At 65.3% G+C, this 15,450-nt stretch carries 12 protein-coding genes; 6 read left to right on the top strand and 6 right to left on the bottom strand.

All coding sequences use genetic code 11. From position 1 onward, the window contains the following. Positions 1 to 21 precede the first annotated feature (21 nt). The 6 genes from ACXJ7R_RS00480 (at position 22) to ACXJ7R_RS00455 (ending at position 5,730) form a co-directional block, all read left to right on the top strand. Positions 22 to 681, top strand: coding sequence for a phosphoribosylanthranilate isomerase (locus ACXJ7R_RS00480; protein ID WP_457150083.1), 660 nt, complete (start codon positions 22 to 24; stop codon positions 679 to 681). Between the two features lie 87 nt (positions 682 to 768). Then, positions 769 to 1,989 carry a tryptophan synthase subunit beta gene (trpB, locus tag ACXJ7R_RS00475; RefSeq protein WP_457150082.1) on the top strand — a complete coding sequence of 407 codons (1,221 nt, stop codon included), beginning with the start codon at positions 769 to 771 and terminating at the stop codon, positions 1,987 to 1,989. 2 nt (positions 1,990 to 1,991) lie between these two features. Beyond that, positions 1,992 to 2,831, top strand: coding sequence for a tryptophan synthase subunit alpha (gene trpA, locus ACXJ7R_RS00470; RefSeq protein WP_457150081.1), 840 nt, complete (start codon positions 1,992 to 1,994; stop codon positions 2,829 to 2,831). A 73-nt stretch (positions 2,832 to 2,904) separates the two neighbouring features. Further along, positions 2,905 to 3,831, top strand: a complete 927-nt coding sequence (accD, locus tag ACXJ7R_RS00465) for an acetyl-CoA carboxylase, carboxyltransferase subunit beta (protein ID WP_095083177.1) — start codon at positions 2,905 to 2,907, stop codon at positions 3,829 to 3,831. 120 nt (positions 3,832 to 3,951) lie between these two features. Continuing rightward, positions 3,952 to 5,277 (top strand): bifunctional folylpolyglutamate synthase/dihydrofolate synthase, encoded by a 1,326-nt coding sequence (locus ACXJ7R_RS00460; protein ID WP_457150080.1) that lies wholly within the window; start codon positions 3,952 to 3,954, stop codon positions 5,275 to 5,277. Between the two features lie 33 nt (positions 5,278 to 5,310). Continuing rightward, positions 5,311 to 5,730 (top strand): VOC family protein, encoded by a 420-nt coding sequence (locus tag ACXJ7R_RS00455; RefSeq protein ID WP_457150079.1) that lies wholly within the window; start codon positions 5,311 to 5,313, stop codon positions 5,728 to 5,730. A 29-nt stretch (positions 5,731 to 5,759) separates the two neighbouring features. On the opposite strand, the gene ACXJ7R_RS00450 is transcribed toward ACXJ7R_RS00455, so the two are convergent. The 6 genes from ACXJ7R_RS00450 to tsaE form a co-directional block, all read right to left on the bottom strand. Further along, positions 5,760 to 6,041 carry a cupin domain-containing protein gene (locus ACXJ7R_RS00450; protein ID WP_095083181.1) on the bottom strand — a complete coding sequence of 94 codons (282 nt, stop codon included), beginning with the start codon at positions 6,039 to 6,041 and terminating at the stop codon, positions 5,760 to 5,762. Between the two features lie 132 nt (positions 6,042 to 6,173). Continuing rightward, positions 6,174 to 6,497, bottom strand: coding sequence for a thioredoxin (gene trxA, locus ACXJ7R_RS00445; RefSeq protein ID WP_013891648.1), 324 nt, complete (start codon positions 6,495 to 6,497; stop codon positions 6,174 to 6,176). Positions 6,498 to 6,572: 75 nt separating this feature from the next. Then, positions 6,573 to 10,079 carry a double-strand break repair helicase AddA gene (gene addA, locus ACXJ7R_RS00440; RefSeq protein ID WP_457150078.1) on the bottom strand — a complete coding sequence of 1,169 codons (3,507 nt, stop codon included), beginning with the start codon at positions 10,077 to 10,079 and terminating at the stop codon, positions 6,573 to 6,575. Further along, the gene (gene addB, locus ACXJ7R_RS00435; RefSeq protein WP_457150077.1) at positions 10,076 to 13,210 is read right to left on the bottom strand and encodes a double-strand break repair protein AddB; all 3,135 of its coding nucleotides are present in this window, start codon (positions 13,208 to 13,210) and stop codon (positions 10,076 to 10,078) included. Before addB ends, addA begins: the two co-directional genes overlap by 4 nt. After that, positions 13,207 to 13,935: a nucleotidyltransferase family protein gene (locus ACXJ7R_RS00430; RefSeq protein ID WP_457150076.1), complete on the bottom strand. Its 729-nt coding sequence runs from the start codon at positions 13,933 to 13,935 to the stop codon at positions 13,207 to 13,209. The genes addB and ACXJ7R_RS00430 overlap by 4 nt, the downstream gene beginning before the upstream one ends. Further along, complete coding sequence (tsaE, locus tag ACXJ7R_RS00425) at positions 13,932 to 15,443, bottom strand: tRNA (adenosine(37)-N6)-threonylcarbamoyltransferase complex ATPase subunit type 1 TsaE (RefSeq protein ID WP_457150075.1); 1,512 nt, start codon at positions 15,441 to 15,443, stop codon at positions 13,932 to 13,934. The genes ACXJ7R_RS00430 and tsaE overlap by 4 nt, the downstream gene beginning before the upstream one ends. Positions 15,444 to 15,450: the final 7 nt, after the last annotated feature.

Below are 15,450 nucleotides of genomic sequence, written 5' to 3'. Positions count from 1 at the left end.
TTTCATGCCAATCCCCGCGCCATGGCGCTCGACATCAAGATTTGCGGCTTGAAGACCGACGTGGCAATGGCCGCGGCGCTGGCCGGCGGCGCCAGCCACGTCGGGTTTATCTTCTTCGCCAAAAGCCCGCGCTATGTCGAGCCGGCCGAGGCTGGCCGCTTGCGCGAGGCGGCGCGCGGCAAGGCAAAAGCGGTGGCCGTCACCGTCGATGCCAGTGACGCCTTCCTGGATGAGATCGTGGCAGCGATGCAGCCCGACATGCTGCAGCTGCACGGCTCGGAAACGCCGGAGCGCGTGGCCGAGGTGAAAGCCCGCTACGGCTTGCCGGTGATGAAGGCGCTGTCGGTCAGCGAGGCTACCGACCTCGAGCGGACAAAGCCGTTTATCGGCATTGCGGACCATTTCCTGTTCGACGCCAAGCCCCCCAAGGGCTCCGAGCTGCCCGGCGGCAATGGCGTGGCCTACGACTGGCGCATCCTCACCGGCCTTGACGCCGGCGTCGATTACATGCTTTCCGGTGGGCTCAACGCCGCCAATATCGGCGATGCCCTTCGGCTTGCCAACCCGCCCGGAATAGACATTTCCTCAGGCGTGGAAAGCGCGCCGGGCGTCAAGGATCCGGCGCTGATCGAACAGTTTTTCCGGGCCGTCAGGGCAGCGCGCGACAACCGCGCCGCCTGACCGGCTCAAACCAGAGCATGTCCCGGAAAAGTGGGAACCGGTTTTCCGGCAAGGACATGCCCCCACATCGAGACCAGGAGATCGGCGATGGACAAGCCGGCGACGCCCAATTCCTTCCGTACCGGACCCGACGAACAGGGTATGTTCGGCATTTTTGGCGGTCGTTTCGTTGCCGAAACGCTGATGCCGCTGATCCTCGACCTCGAGCGGCACTGGAACGAGGTCAAGAACGATCCGGATTTCAAGGCTGAACTCACCGACCTTTCGACCCACTATGCCGGGCGGCCGTCGAAGCTCTATTTCGCGGAAGGGCTGACCAGGCATCTCGGTGGTGCAAAAGTCTACTTCAAGCGCGAGGATCTGAACCACACCGGCTCGCACAAGATCAACAACTGCCTCGGCCAGATCCTGCTGGCCAAGCGCATGGGCAAGAAGCGCATCATCGCCGAGACGGGCGCCGGCCAGCATGGCGTGGCGTCGGCCACGGTCGCGGCCCGCTTCGGCTTTCCCTGCGTCGTCTATATGGGCGCGACCGACGTCGCCCGCCAAAGCCCGAACGTCTTCCGCATGAAGCTGCTCGGCGCCGAAGTGCGGCCGGTGACCGCCGGCCACGGCACGCTGAAGGACGCCATGAACGAGGCGTTGCGCGACTGGGTGACCAATGTCGAGGACACTTATTACCTGATCGGCACCGCCGCCGGGCCACATCCCTATCCGGAACTGGTGCGCGACTTCCAGTCGGTGATCGGCGCCGAAGCGCGCGCCCAGATTATCGAGCAGGAAGGCCGGCTGCCGGACACCATCATTGCCTGTGTCGGCGGCGGCTCGAACGCCATCGGCCTGTTCCATCCCTTCCTCGACGACAAGGACGTTCGCATCATCGGCATCGAGGCCGGCGGCCGTGGTCTCGACGGCATCGAGCACTGCGCCTCGATGAGCGCCGGCGCGCCTGGCGTGCTGCACGGCAACCGCACCTATCTCCTGCAGAATTCCGACGGCCAGATCATGGACGGCCATTCGATCTCTGCCGGTCTCGATTATCCCGGCGTCGGCCCAGAGCATTCCTGGCTGCGCGATTCCGGCCGCGTCGAATATGTGCCGATCCTCGACGACGAGGCGCTGGAGGCCTTCAAGCTGACGACACGTGTCGAGGGCATCATCCCGGCGCTGGAATCGGCGCACGCCATTGCGCACGCGGTGAAGATCGTGCCGGCCATGGACAAGGACCAGATCGTCATCGTCAACCTGTCCGGCCGTGGCGACAAGGACGTGCACACGGTTGCCAGCATGCTGGGCATGGAGATCTGATCATGACCACCCGCATCGACCGCCGCATGGCCAAGCTGAAGACCGAAGGCCGCCCGGCCCTCGTCACCTATTTCATGGGCGGCGACCCCGACTATGAGACGTCGCTGTCAATCATGAAGGCACTGCCTGGAGCAGGCGCCGACATCATTGAACTCGGCATGCCATTCTCCGATCCGATGGCCGACGGCCCGGCGATCCAGGCGGCGGGCCTGAGGGCGCTGAAAGGCGGCCAGACGCTGGTCAAGACGCTAAAGATGGCCTCGGAATTCCGCACCGGCGACAATGAGACGCCGATCGTGCTGATGGGCTATTACAATCCGATCTACATCTATGGCGTCGACCGCTTCCTCAAGGACGCGATCGCCAGCGGCATCGATGGGCTGATCGTCGTCGACCTGCCGCCGGAAATGGACGAGGAATTGTGCATTCCGGCGCTCAAGGCCGGCATCAACTTCATCCGGCTGGCAACGCCGACCACCGATGATAAGCGCCTGCCCAAGGTGCTGCAGAACACGTCGGGTTTTGTCTACTATGTGTCAATGACCGGCATCACCGGTTCGGCGCTGGCCGACACCGGCAAGGTGGCGGCGGCGGTGCAACGCATCAAGGGTCACACCGATCTGCCGGTCTGCGTCGGCTTCGGCGTCAAGACCGCCGAGCAGGCCCGCGTGATCGGTGCCAATGCCGATGGCGTCGTCGTCGGCACCGCGATCGTCAACGCGGTGGCCAATGTGCTGGGACCGAAGGGCCAAAAGACCGCCGACCCGGCCGAAGCCGTCGCCACGCTGGTCAGCGGCCTAGCGCAAGGCGTGCGCTCGGCCCGCCTTGCTGCTGCCGAATAGTTTTCCTACCTCTGGTTTTGTGCATGCCGTTATCCCAAAACCGGGACTCTTCGTCAGGACAGGAGCCGAAGCGATGAACTGGATCACCAATTACGTTCGCCCGAAGATCAATTCGATGCTCGGCCGGCGCACCGACATGCCCGAGAATCTCTGGATCAAGGATCCGGAGACCGGCGAGATGGTGTTCCACAAGGATCTGGAATCCAACCAGTTCGTCATTCCGTCCTCCGGCCACCATATGAAGATCTCGGCCAAGGAGCGGCTGAAGTTCTTCTTCGACAACGGCAAGTACGAGACCCTGGACAACCCCAAGGTCATGCAGGATCCGCTGAAGTTYCGCGACGAGAAGCGCTATGTCGACCGGCTGAAGGACGCAAAGGCCAAGACCGGCTTGGAAGACGCCATCATCAACGCGCTGGGGACCGTCGAAGGCCTGCCGGTGGTAGTGACCGTGCAGGACTTCGCCTTCATGGGCGGCTCGCTCGGCATGGCCGCGGGTGACGCCATCGTGCACGGTTTCGAAGTCGCCTTGCAGCGCAAGCGGCCGCTGATCCTGTTCGCCGCCTCTGGCGGCGCCCGCATGCAGGAAGGCATCCTGTCGCTGATGCAGTTGCCGCGCACCACGGTTGGTGTCGACCGGCTGAAGGAAGCCGGCCTGCCCTATATCGTCGTCTTGACCAATCCGACCACCGGCGGCGTCACCGCCTCCTACGCCATGCTGGGCGACGTGCACATCGCCGAGCCCGGCGCGCTTATCGGCTTTGCCGGGCCGCGTGTCATCGAACAGACCATCCGGGAAAAGCTGCCCGACGGGTTCCAGCGCTCCGAATACCTGATGGAACACGGCATGGTCGACATGGTGGTGTCGCGCCTGGAGATGCGCCAGACCATCGCACGGCTGCTGAAGATGCTGCTCAAGCTGCCGGAGGAGCAAAAGCCGCTTGAGCCGGAAATCCTGCCGCCGGCGACAATTCCGGCCGAGGCGCGGCCACAAGCCTGACGCGACACTCTTCGCCGCGAACCGCGATTGCGCCGTGTCCGTGGCGCGCTGTAGCTTTTTGATTGCCATGGCCATTGTGAAACCGATTCTGGTTCCTGGGCCATGGGCCAGGATTGTGCCATGAAAACGCTTGCCGCCGACCGCGAAATCGAAGCCCTGATGGCGCTTCACCCGAAAGGCTTCGACCTTTCGCTCGACCGCATTTCACGGTTGCTGGAGCGGCTCGATGACCCGCAGGACCGGCTGCCACCGGTCATCCATATCGCCGGCACCAACGGCAAAGGCTCGTGCGCCGCGTTTTCACGCGCACTGCTCGAGGCGGCGGACTATCGTGTCCATGTCCACACCTCGCCGCATCTGGTGAACTGGCACGAGCGTTACCGGCTGGCCGCCGATGGCGGCGGCAGGCTGGTCGACGACAGGGTGTTCGCCGATGCCATCGCCCGTGTCGCCAGGGCCAATGAAGGCGAGCATATCACTGTCTTCGAGATCCTCACCGCCGTCACCTTCCTGCTGTTTTCCGAACACCAGGCCGATGCCGCCATCATCGAGGTCGGGCTCGGTGGCCGTTTCGATGCCACCAATGTCATCAAGGAGCCGGCCGTGTCGGTGATCATGCCGGTGTCGCTCGACCACGAGGCCTATCTCGGCGACCGTGTCGAACTGATCGCCGCTGAAAAGGCCGGCATCATCAAGCGCGGCTGCCCGGTGGTCATCGGCGCACAGGAAAGCGAGACGGCACTGCAGGTGCTGATCGAGACCGCCGAGCGGCTTGAATGTCCGACCTTCGTCTACGGCCAGGATTTCCTCGCCTTCGAGGAGAACGGCCGCATGGTCTACCAGGACGAAGACGGCTTGATGGACCTGCCGCCGCCACGGCTGCCCGGGCGCCACCAGTTCGCCAATGCGGCGGCGGCGATCGCGGCGGTAAAGGCCGCCGGATTCGAGATCAGCCATCGCGCCGCCGAGAAGGCTATGACCAACGTCGCCTGGCCCGGCCGCATGCAGAAGCTGGCGCAGGGCCGGCTGGCCGAACTGGCGCCGAAGGGCGCCGACATCTGGCTCGATGGCGGCCACAATCCGGGCGCCGGCGTGGTGGTTGCCGAAGCGCTGGCCGAGCAGGAAGAAAAGAACCCGCGTCCGCTCTTCCTCATCTCGGGCATGATCAACACCAAGGACCAGAGCGGCTATTTCCGCGCCTTCAAGGGCCTCGCCCGGCATGTCTACACGGTGCCGGTGAGCCTGAGCGACGCCGGCGTGCCGAACGACGAACTGGCGATCCGCGCGACGGAAGCCGGGCTGACGGCCGAACCGGTGAGTTCCGTCGCCAGCGCGCTGATGTTGCTGCGCGACACATGGGACGGCCCGGCGCCGCGCATCCTGATCGGCGGTTCGCTCTATCTGGCCGGTGCGGTGCTCGCCGAAAACGGCACGCCCCCGACCTGAGGTCGGTTTCGGCGATCACCGCAAGGAGCAGTCATGATCAAGGTCAAGCAGCTCGCTCACGTCTGCATCTTCGCCAATGATCTGGAGGCGACGCGAAGCTTCTATCGCGATGTCCTCGGTATGGACACCCAGTTCAATTTCCTGCGCGACGGCAAGATTTTCGGGTTCTACCTCGATTGCGGCGGTCGCAGCCATGTCGAGGTGTTCCAGAAGGACGGAGCCAGCTATGGCGACATGAACCAGATCAACCACTTCTGCCTCGAAGTGGAAGACATCGATGCAGCGATCGCCCATATCAGGTCGAAGGGCGTCGACGCCACGGCAAAGAAACTCGCCTGCGACGACACCTACCAGGCGTGGATTCGCGACCCCAACGGCGTGAAGATAGAACTGTTCGAGTATACCGAAAAAAGTGCGCAATTCGCCGGAGGCGATCGTATCGCCGACTGGTAATGGCGCCTGCCGCCCGATGGCCTTCGCGGTTACTTCAACTCGATTTCGATGAAGGCGTATTCGCCCTCATTGGCATTGATGACGTCGTGTTCGACGCCCTCCTTGCGGAAATAGGGCGCGCCCTTCTTCATCTCGGCGAAGGATTCGCCGTCCTTGGTCAACAGCTTCACCTTGCCGTCCATCAGCGGCACGACGACATAGTCGTGGCCGTGGCGGTGCCAGCCGGTGTTGTCGCCGGGCGCAAAGCGATACTCGGTGACGATGACACGCTCATTGTCGATGAAGACGGTGGCCTTCGCGGATCCGGTCATGGGCGTTCTCCTTGCTTCTCGTGACAACAGAAGACATGGAGTGCGCAGGCGTGAGGGCCAGAACCACCCACCGATGACGCCAACAAAAAGCCCGGCGCGAGGCCGGGCTTGATGTCAGGAATTTGGGACGGATCAGGCGAGGCTGCCATTGATCCAGTGCGACAGCGCGGTCTTGGGTGCGGCGCCAACCTTCATGTCGGCCACTTCGCCGCCCTTGAAGATCATCAGCGTTGGGATCGAGCGCACGCCGAACTGCGCGGCGAGCTCGGGATTCTCGTCGATGTTCAGCTTGGCGATCTTAACCTTGGCGCCAAGTTCGGTGGCGATGTCTTCGAGCGCCGGAGCGATCATCTTGCACGGACCGCACCATTCCGCCCAGAAATCGACGACGACCGGCACGTTGGCGTTAAGTACATCGGCCTGGAAATTGCTCTTGTCGACCTTGACGGTGGTCATGCGGAAAATCCTTTCGAAAGTTTTTGTCGCACCAAATGTGGTGGTGATCGCGCCCTTCTTCAAGCAGGTGTTGTGTCACGCTCCTGTGAGTCGAGCAAGGGCGTCATCCATGACACCGGCCGGCAGTTCGATCAGCCGCGGCGCTTCGGTGAAAAGCAAGGCCGCCTTGACCGCGCGTCCGGGATAAAGCGGCTGCAGCAGGGCGCGATAGAGCGCGAGCTGCAGGACATAGGCCGGCGGGACCTCGGCCAGGGAGGCGGGTGCCGGCCGGTTGGTCTTGTAGTCGACGATAGAGACCGCGTCCGGCGTCACCGCCAGCCGGTCGATCTTGCCCGAAATCGAGCGCTTTTTGCCCTTGACCTCCAGGCTGCCCATGATCGCGACCTCGGCACGCGACGATGGCGCAAACAGCGGACCGAGGCCGGGATCGGCGAGAATGGCGGTGACTGAGGCCAGGGCCTTTTCGCGCTCGCCGGCAGGCCATTGCCCTCCGGTGCGGGCGAGGTAGCGTTGCGCCGCGCCCTCGCGTTCGGCCTCGGCAATGCCCGGCAACATCTGCAGCAATTTGTGCAAAGCGAGCCCGCGCAGCACGGCAAAACCTGGCTCGGCATCGGCGTCGAGCACCGGCGACGCCTTGTCGACCACCGGTTCCTTGCCTTCGTCGATAAGCGCCGAGGCGCCAGATGGCGACAGCGGACGCGGCAAATCCTCGAAAGGCGGCAAGGGCCGGAACAGGGTCGCCGGCAATGGCCCGAAACTGCGCGCCTGCCGCGCCTGCTCGCTGGAAACCAACGCGACGGGCGGCAGCTTGGTGACGTGGAAACGATGCACCGGATCGCCGCCGGCTGGATGCGGGCGCTCCACGCTCTCGGGCGCACCGATCAACGCGCGGCTGACGATCGAGTGCCAGGTGCCGGTGTTCGGCGCCCGCTTGCCGTGGTACCCGCAGACGATCAGCCGATCCTCGGCGCGGGTCATGCCGACATAGAGCAGCCGGCGGTATTCGTCATCGGCAAGCTCCCGTGCCCGCACCGCCGCAGCCTTGGAAAAGCCGTTGGCGACGTCGCTGGCCGAGCGCCAGAGATAGCCCTTGCCGTCCCAGCCCGAGCCGTCGAAGGGCATCAAGCGCGGCAGATGCTGGTCGCTGAACGGCGCCGAACCGCCGTCGACCAGGAACACGACCGGCGCTTCGAGGCCCTTGGCCGCGTGCACGGTCATGACGCGGACCTCGTCGCGGGTCTGATCCATCTCGCGCTTGATCTCGGGGCCGGCATTCTCCAGCGTCGACAGGAAGGCTTCCAGCCCGGGCAGCCCGGTTCGCTCCTCCGCAAGGCAGAAGCTCAGGAACTCGTCGAGAATGTCGCCGGCCTCAGGCCCGAGCCGCGCGATCATCCTCTTGCGCACGCCATCGCGCGCCAACAGGCCGGCGTAAAACTCGAACACCGGCTTGAAGGCGGCCTCGTTCGTCCAGATGTCGAGCTGGGTGACGACCGCCGCCAAAGCCTCGCTCTCGCCGGCATGGGCGCGCAGCGATGCAAACAGGCCGGTCGGCCTCTCCACCGCAAGCGCAAAAAGCCCCTCCTCCGGCAGATCGAAGATCGGGCTGCGCAAAACGGCGGCGAGCGACAGATCGTCCTGCGGCTGGATGAGGAGATGGCCGAGCGCGATCAGGTCCTTGACCGCAATGTGTCCGGGCAGGCTCAACCGGTCGGCCCCGGCGACCGGAATGTCGCGGCGTTTGAGCGCCCTGGTCAGTGCATGGACGAAGCGATCGCGCTTGCGCACCAGCACCAGCACGTCGCCCGGCCGCAACCGCTTGCCACGGCCTTCGATGATCTCACCGGTGCCGATCCAGCCGGCAATGGTCGCGGCGACATGCTCGGCAACGCGCACCGCCGGCGCATGCGCATGGTCGATGGCTTGGGTCCAGTCGTCGGGCTCGTCGACGACGTCGGCACCGACCGACGGCCAGACCTCGACATAGCCCGGCGCATCGGTGCGGATCGCCTGGTGGCGCAGCGGATCAGGATCATGGCTGATGCCGCGTCGCACGACAGGATCGGCAAAGACGCGATCGACCGCGGTCAGAACATCGTCGGTCGAGCGGAACGACCAGGTCAGCTTGAGGTCGGCGAAGGACGCCTCGGCATCACGCACCCGTCCCGCGAACAACAGCCGGCTGTCGGCGAAGGAGTCCGGCGCGGCGCCCTGAAAGGAATAGATCGACTGCTTTTCGTCACCGACGGCAAAGATTGTGCGATGCACCCTGTCGCGGGCGCCGAAGCCGGCAAAGAACTCTTCCGCCAGCCGCTTCACCACTTCCCATTGATCCGGGCTGGTGTCCTGCGCCTCGTCGAGCAGGATGTGGTCGATGCCCTGGTCGAGCTTGTACTGCACCCAGGGGCCGGCGTCGGGCCGCGCCAGCAGATTGACCGTGCGGGTGATCAGGTCGTTGAAGTCGAGAAAGCCGCGGCTGCGCTTCAACACCTCGTAGCGGGCGATCAGCCAGTCGGCGATGGTCAACGCGGCGCGCGTGCCTTCCAGCATCCGGAACAGTGCCAGCCTGTCGACCGTTTCGACGATGGCATTGGCCGTCGAGAGATACCGTTCCGCCAGATCCGGCAGCCGATCGACCAGAGCCTTCTTGAAGGCATTGGCCGGATCGTAAGCGCTGCCATCGGTCTTGAGAAAGGCCCTCGCAAGCAGTTGCAGACGGCGAACCGGGTCGCTCTCGGCAAAAGCCTGACGCGCATAGGGCAAGATGTTGTTCAGCACCGTCCTGGCATCGGTGGCATCCGCGGCCTGGGCGAAGCCGGCAAAATAGTCGGGCAGGAAACCCGGTAACGGCCAGACCGATGCCGCTATGCCTTCGGCGGTCTGGCCGGGGCGGAAATGGAATTCATCGAATAGCGCCTGGAAACGCGTGCCATCGCGCCCAATCATGTCGATGAAATTGCGCAAGCCGTCGCGCTTACGCACGATCTCGCCCAGCAAGGCATCGAGCCCGGCTTCACCGCCACGATCGAGAATGGTGGCAAACGCCTCGGCCAGGTCCATGTCGCCGGCGGCCGTTCCGGAAATCATGTCGCGGCGCGCGGTGGCGAACAGCGACGCCTCCATCACCGGATCGAGCATTTCGAAATGCGCCGGGATGTTGGCCTCCAGCGGGAACTGGTGAAGCACCGATTCGCAGAAAGCGTGGATGGTCTGGATCTTCAGCCCGCCGGGCGTTTCCAGCGCCTCGGCAAACAGGCGCCGTGCCCGGCGCATGGTCTCAAGATCGGGCCGGCGGCCTTCCAGCGTTTCGACCCTTGCCGCAAGCTCCGCGTCGGCGAGTGCCGTCCACTCTGACAGTGTCGAAAACACCCGATTCGACATGTTGGCGGCGGCGGCGCGCGTATAGGTCAGGCACAGGATCTTCGACGGATCGGTGCCGCGCAGCAGCAGCCGGATGACGCGCTGGGCCAGCACATGGGTCTTGCCGGAGCCGGCATTGGCCGACACCCAGGCGGAATTCTGGGGGTCGGCGGCGCGGGCCTGGCTGGTCGCGGTGTCGCTGGGGATGGGATAGGCCTTTTTCATGCCTCCCCTCCCTCGTCGCCGGCATCGCCGCCGGCCGACCATTCGAGCACGCGGGCAAGATGGTCGTAATCGCCATCGGTCTCGCCTTCGCGAAACGGCAGCGCGCGCGACAGATAGCCGGTCGCCGGGTCGGCATAGTGGATCAGGAGCTTTTCCAGCCGCGCCCAGGCTTCTTCGGCGAGATCGGTGGCGGTGCGCGGCTGGCGATTGTGTTCGAGGATCGATTCCTCGAACACCTCGCCATTCGGCTTCAGGCGCACGAACGCCAGTTGCGAAGGTTCGCGCGTGCCCAGATCCTTGAAGGCGCCGCGCCTGAGCAGCGCGCCCTCCAGCGCCAGTTGCGGCGCAAGCAGGGTGTGCGCCTGCGCCTTGGATGGCGAGGAGCCTGTCTTGTAATCCAGTATGTCGGCCATGCCGCCGGCCAGCAGGTCGACGCGGTCGGCATAGCCGGACAGCGTCACGCCGGACTGGCCGACGACGGTCTTTCCGGCGCGTTCCTCGGCATGCCGCCGTATCACCGCGTCGGCGCGCGTGCGCTCCCACTCGATGATGTTGGCGGCGAGTTTTTCGAAACGCGGCCACCACACCGCCTCGACATCGGCGGGAAGTGCGGCTTCGGCAAAGCAGGCGCGGCCGGCAGCGATGAGGCCAGCGAGCGCGTCGGCTGCGCGCGGATCGGCAACGCGCGCCGAGAACAGATGCAGGATGGCGTGAAACAGCGTGCCGCGCTCGGCCGCACCGGGATCGCGAATGACCGGATCGAGCGGCATCAGGCCGAGAATTTTTCGTGCATAGACGGCGTAGGGATCACGGCGCAGGGTCTCGATCTCGGTGACCGAGAAATGGCTCGGGCGAACAGACAAAGGCGGTGTCGGCTGCGGCCGTGGCGCGAAATCCTGCCTTGGGCCGGTGTCGAGCGCGCGTGCCCAGGCGAGCAATTCTTCGCCGCGCCGGCGCAATTCAACCGCCTGGTCGTTGCCTATGAATGTGAGCAGGCGCTGCAGCCACCGCGACGGCACGGCAGGCGCGTCGCCGGCACGCGCCGAGCGGGCCAGCACCACCTTCTTCGCGCCCAAGGCCATCTGGAAATCATGCGCGGCAAGGCCGATGCGCCGTTCGGGTGGTTCGAGATCGATGCCGGTCTTCATTAGCCGCGACATGAAGCGGTCGCTCTCGGGCTTGCGCGGCCACACGCCCTCGTTGAGCCCGCCGATGACCAGCGTGTCTACATCCTGCAAGCGCGCTTCCAGCGCGCCCCAGATGGCGATGTTCCTGTCGGTTCCCTGTGCCGGCTTGACCGTTTCAGGCGCGATCAGCGCCGCCATCACGTCGGGCCACTCGTCCGCGGCGAATGAGAGCGGCGCGGAAGCCGCGACCAGCCCACGCAGCAATTCGGCAAGCTTCTCGCCGGCGTCACCCGCATAGAGCAAGCCAAGGCCGCCATCGGCGGTGCGGCCGAGATTTTCGAACGCCATGATGCTTGCTCCGACCAGCGCGCCAAGGCCGGCGTCCGCCTGGCCGCGAAACGCCGCGAGCGGCGCAAGCGCCTGTGTGAGACGTTCGAGCAAATTCTTCGCGGCTTCGATGGAACGCAGGGTGAGACGGGAAAACCAGAAGGGTTGCCGGCTGCCGCCGCCAAGGCCGGTGAGACGGGTTTCGAACAGTTCCGGTAGCGAAACGATGTCGGGGCGGCCAGTGCCGCCGCGCAGTGCCACCAGTTCGACCAGTTCTGCTGCGTGGCGCATATCGGCCCGTTCGAGGCCAAGCCCAAGCAGCGGATGCTTGAGCAGCGACAGCAGGCCTATGGGATCGCCTGGCCGAAACACCGCCTCGAGCGCCAGCCCGAGCAGGCTGGCCGCCGGGGTGTTGGCGAGCGGGGTGCCGCCGGAATCGTCGGCGACGACGCCGAACCGCAGGAGCTCGACCGAGACGCGCCGGGCCAGCGCGCGGTCGCCGGTCACGAGAGCCGCCCGTTGGCCCCGCTCCTCGACAGCGCGCTTGAGCGCGACGGCGATCGCGACCGCTTCATCGCGTTCGCTGGCGGCTTCGAGCAGCGTCACGCCGGCAAAGGCCCCGGCAATGTCGGAGGCTGAAAAGCCGTTGCGCGTCTCGGCCCACAATTCGGTGGTTTCGGCCGGCCGCAGCGCTTCGCCGACCAGGGCGGCGCGGAGCGCAAGCCGCGGCTCGGCCGTGCCGATCTCCTCGACATCGCCGCGCAGCACGCCGATCTTGCCGATCAGCCTGGCGAGACCGTATTGCGGGTGGCCGAGCACGGCCGGACGCGCGCCGGGCGCCGCGATTGCCTGGAACGACGCTTCGTCCAGCGTCCGGTCGAGACCGGGCAACACGATGGCGCCACCGGGCAAGCGGGCAATCGCGGCAAGCAACTCGGCCGTGGCCGGTATCGAGCCGGTCGAGCCCGCAGCGATGACCGGCCCGGCTGGCGGATTGCGCTGCAGCCGTGCGGCTTCAGCGCGGATCAGCGCGCTGCGATGTGCGGCCGGGTTGGAGCGATCGCGTTCTTCAAGGAATTTCGGCCACGCATCGGTGACGATGCCGAGAAATTCAAGCGTCACCTGCCACCATCCGGCAAGGTTACCGGTCACCAGGCCGGTGAGCTTGGCCCAATCCGTGCCTTCCGTCTCGATTTCGTCCATCAGCCGGGCGAGATCGCGCGACAGCCAGATCGCGTCGGCGGTAGAGGCAGGGATGACGATCTCCTCGGCGAAGAGCGCCGCGACATGCGCCGGCAGCCGGCGTTTCCAGGCGCGGACCAGCGGCGCCAGCAGCAACAGGCGTTCGCTTGCCGCAATCGGCGGCGCGAGGTCGATGGCGGCGGACGCCTCGGTTTCGAATGCAGCCTCATCCTCATCGAACTCGCCGAGCGGACGGATGACCGGCAGGATCGCCGACCCGCCGCCGCCGCGTGCCGCCAGGCTGTCGACGAAAACACCCCGCAAGGCGCGCGCCGCGCGCCGCGTCGGCACATAGATGGTGACGTCGGCCAACGCGAGCGGGTCGCCGTCAAACCGGAACCCCGGAACAAGGCGCCCGGCTAGCAGCGCCTCGGCAAGCGTCGGCAGGAACGGCGCTCCGGAGGGAATTGAGAAAACGCGGCTTGAGCCGCTCATTTCAACTCGGCTAGCGCGCCAGCCACGGCCGCTTCGGCGAGCGGAATGGCATCGGGCGTGCCGACGGTGATCCAATGACCCTGCATCGGCATGCCGAACAGCCGGCCGGCAGCAATGGCGGTGTCGAAATAGGCGTTGAGCGAGTGCGGCCCGGGCTGCGCATCCTCGAACAGGCGCGGATGCACGATCGCCGCTCCGGCATAGATCAGTCCGGCCGGATCACCTTTTGATCGCCGCAAGCCGCCATCCGGCGCCACCAGGAAATCGGTGCTGCCGCAGTGTCCGGTCGCCTGATGGAGATCCGCCAGCATCAGCAGAATATCCATTTTCGCCGCGTCCCACGCAAGGGCAAGACGGCCGAGATTGAGAGGACCCTGGTCGATCCAGAAGGTATCGGCGTTGAGGATGTAGAAGGGTTTTCCGCCCAGCTCGGGCAGCGCCTTGACGATGCCGCCGGCGGAATCGAGAAGCCGTTCGCTCTCGTCGGAAATGATGATCCGTGGCGCGCGGCGCGCCGCGACATGGGCAATGATCTGTTCGGGAAGATAATGGACGTTGACGACGGCCTTGCCGACACCGGCGGCGGCCAGGCTGTCGAGCCCCCAGTCGAGCAAGGTCTTGCCGGCGATCTTGACCAGCGGCTTGGGAATGGTGTCGGTGATCGGCCGCATGCGCTTGCCAAGCCCCGCGGCGAGCACGATTGCGGTGTCCGGTTTTGCTGTCACAGTGCCCGCTCCTCCAGCAAGCCGTTGGCGTTGTAGAACTCCCGCAGGCTGGCCAGCCCCGGATGAGACAGCGCCCGACGCAGATAATCGCGAATGCGCGGCAGGTGCTTCAGATAATATGGCTTGCCGTCGCGCTTTTCGAGGCGGACGAAGATGCCGAGGATCTTGGAGTTTCGCTGCGCCGCCATGATCGCGTAGGATTCCAGGAAGCCTTCTTCGTCGAAGGCGCCGGCTGCGTGGCGCGCCGCGACATAGGCGTCGAGCGTCTCTCTCTCGATCTCGGGCGACATCGTAACACGCGCGTCCATGGCGAGCGAGGCGACGTCATAGGCGCACGGACCGATCAGTGCGTCCTGGAAATCGACGATCCCGAGCCGATCATGCCCGGCGCGGTCGCCGCGCCAGATGATGTTGGGCGAATGGAAATCACGCAGCATCAGCGTGGTTTCGCGGCCTCGCAGCCGGTCGAGGAGCGCGTTCCATTGCTGGTGGTAACCGGCACGCAAGGCATCGCTGGCCGGGCTGCCTGATATGGCCGGCACGTACCAGTCTACCAGCAGATCGGCCTCGATCATCATCGCATCGCGGTCGAAAGGCGGCACGTCATGGAAGCCGCCCTGCCCCGTTGCCAGGCGCTGCGGCCAACTCCTGCCATGCATCATGGCCAGCAGTTCCGCCGCCGCCGCATAACGCTCGGCCACCGGCTGGCCATCGCCGTTGAGAAATCCTTCCGAACCAAGATGCTCGAGCAGCAGGAACCCCTGATTCTGGTCCTCGGCATGGATTTCCGGAACGCTGACCCCACCCGCCTTCAAAGCCCGGTCGATGGCGACGAAGGCGGAGACCGACTGCGCGGTATGAGCGATCTCGGCATAGGGCTTGCCGTCGCGGACCGGCGGCCCGAGCACCAGCCGCGGCGAGTTCATCAAGACCTGCGGCTTTCGGCCGGCAAGCGAGACAATCTCATAGGAGCGGGCCGAGGCATCGCCGATGAAATGGCGGCGCCTTGCTTCGCCCCAGCCGGCAGTTTGGAGAAAGTCGCGCATGGCCAGCGATCGCGCCACGCGGTCGAAGGCGGCGCCCTCGCCCGACAGCCGGGCCAGCCGTCCCTCGCCATGCTGGACGAGTTCGATCAGAACCGAGGTTTTCGGCAGGTAGCCTTCGGCTCGTTCGGGCCATTCGACCAGGGCAGCGCCTTGCGCCAGGGCTTCGTCGAAACCAAGTTCGTCAATCTCAGCCGCCGAGGACAGGCGGTAGAGATCGAAATGATGGACAGGGATGCGGGTGTCGTAGCTCTGCACCAGCGTGAAGGTCGGGCTTGGAACATCGAGACCGGCATCGTCGGCCAAAGCCCTGATCAACGCCCGCGCCAAGGTGGACTTGCCGGCGCCGAGGTCGCCCTTGAGCGCCAGGACGTCTCCTGGTCGCAAAGACAACGCCAGATCCTCGCCCAGCAATGCTGTCTGTGTCTCGTCGGCGAGTAAACGCTCCAGCACCAATCCCGTCATCGAGCGC

The organism is Mesorhizobium sp. P5_C1 (assembly GCF_054049815.1).
The sequence above is the reverse complement of the archived record's forward strand: the minus strand, read 5'-3'. Positions and strand labels throughout refer to the sequence as shown.

Bases quoted from the DNA above. Each gene is read 5' to 3' on its own strand.
- ACXJ7R_RS00480 (WP_457150083.1), top strand. From the start codon at position 22: ATGGCGCTCGACATCAAGATTTGCGGCTTGAAGACCGACGTGGCAATG.
- trpB (WP_457150082.1), top strand. From the start codon at position 769: ATGGACAAGCCGGCGACGCCCAATTCCTTCCGTACCGGACCCGACGAA.
- trpA (WP_457150081.1), top strand. From the start codon at position 1,992: ATGACCACCCGCATCGACCGCCGCATGGCCAAGCTGAAGACCGAAGGC.
- ACXJ7R_RS00460 (WP_457150080.1), top strand. From the start codon at position 3,952: ATGAAAACGCTTGCCGCCGACCGCGAAATCGAAGCCCTGATGGCGCTT.
- ACXJ7R_RS00455 (WP_457150079.1), top strand. From the start codon at position 5,311: ATGATCAAGGTCAAGCAGCTCGCTCACGTCTGCATCTTCGCCAATGAT.
- ACXJ7R_RS00450 (WP_095083181.1), bottom strand. From the start codon at position 6,041: ATGACCGGATCCGCGAAGGCCACCGTCTTCATCGACAATGAGCGTGTC.
- trxA (WP_013891648.1), bottom strand. From the start codon at position 6,497: ATGACCACCGTCAAGGTCGACAAGAGCAATTTCCAGGCCGATGTACTT.
- addA (WP_457150078.1), bottom strand. From the start codon at position 10,079: ATGAAAAAGGCCTATCCCATCCCCAGCGACACCGCGACCAGCCAGGCC.
- addB (WP_457150077.1), bottom strand. From the start codon at position 13,210: ATGAGCGGCTCAAGCCGCGTTTTCTCAATTCCCTCCGGAGCGCCGTTC.
- tsaE (WP_457150075.1), bottom strand. From the start codon at position 15,443: ATGACGGGATTGGTGCTGGAGCGTTTACTCGCCGACGAGACACAGACA.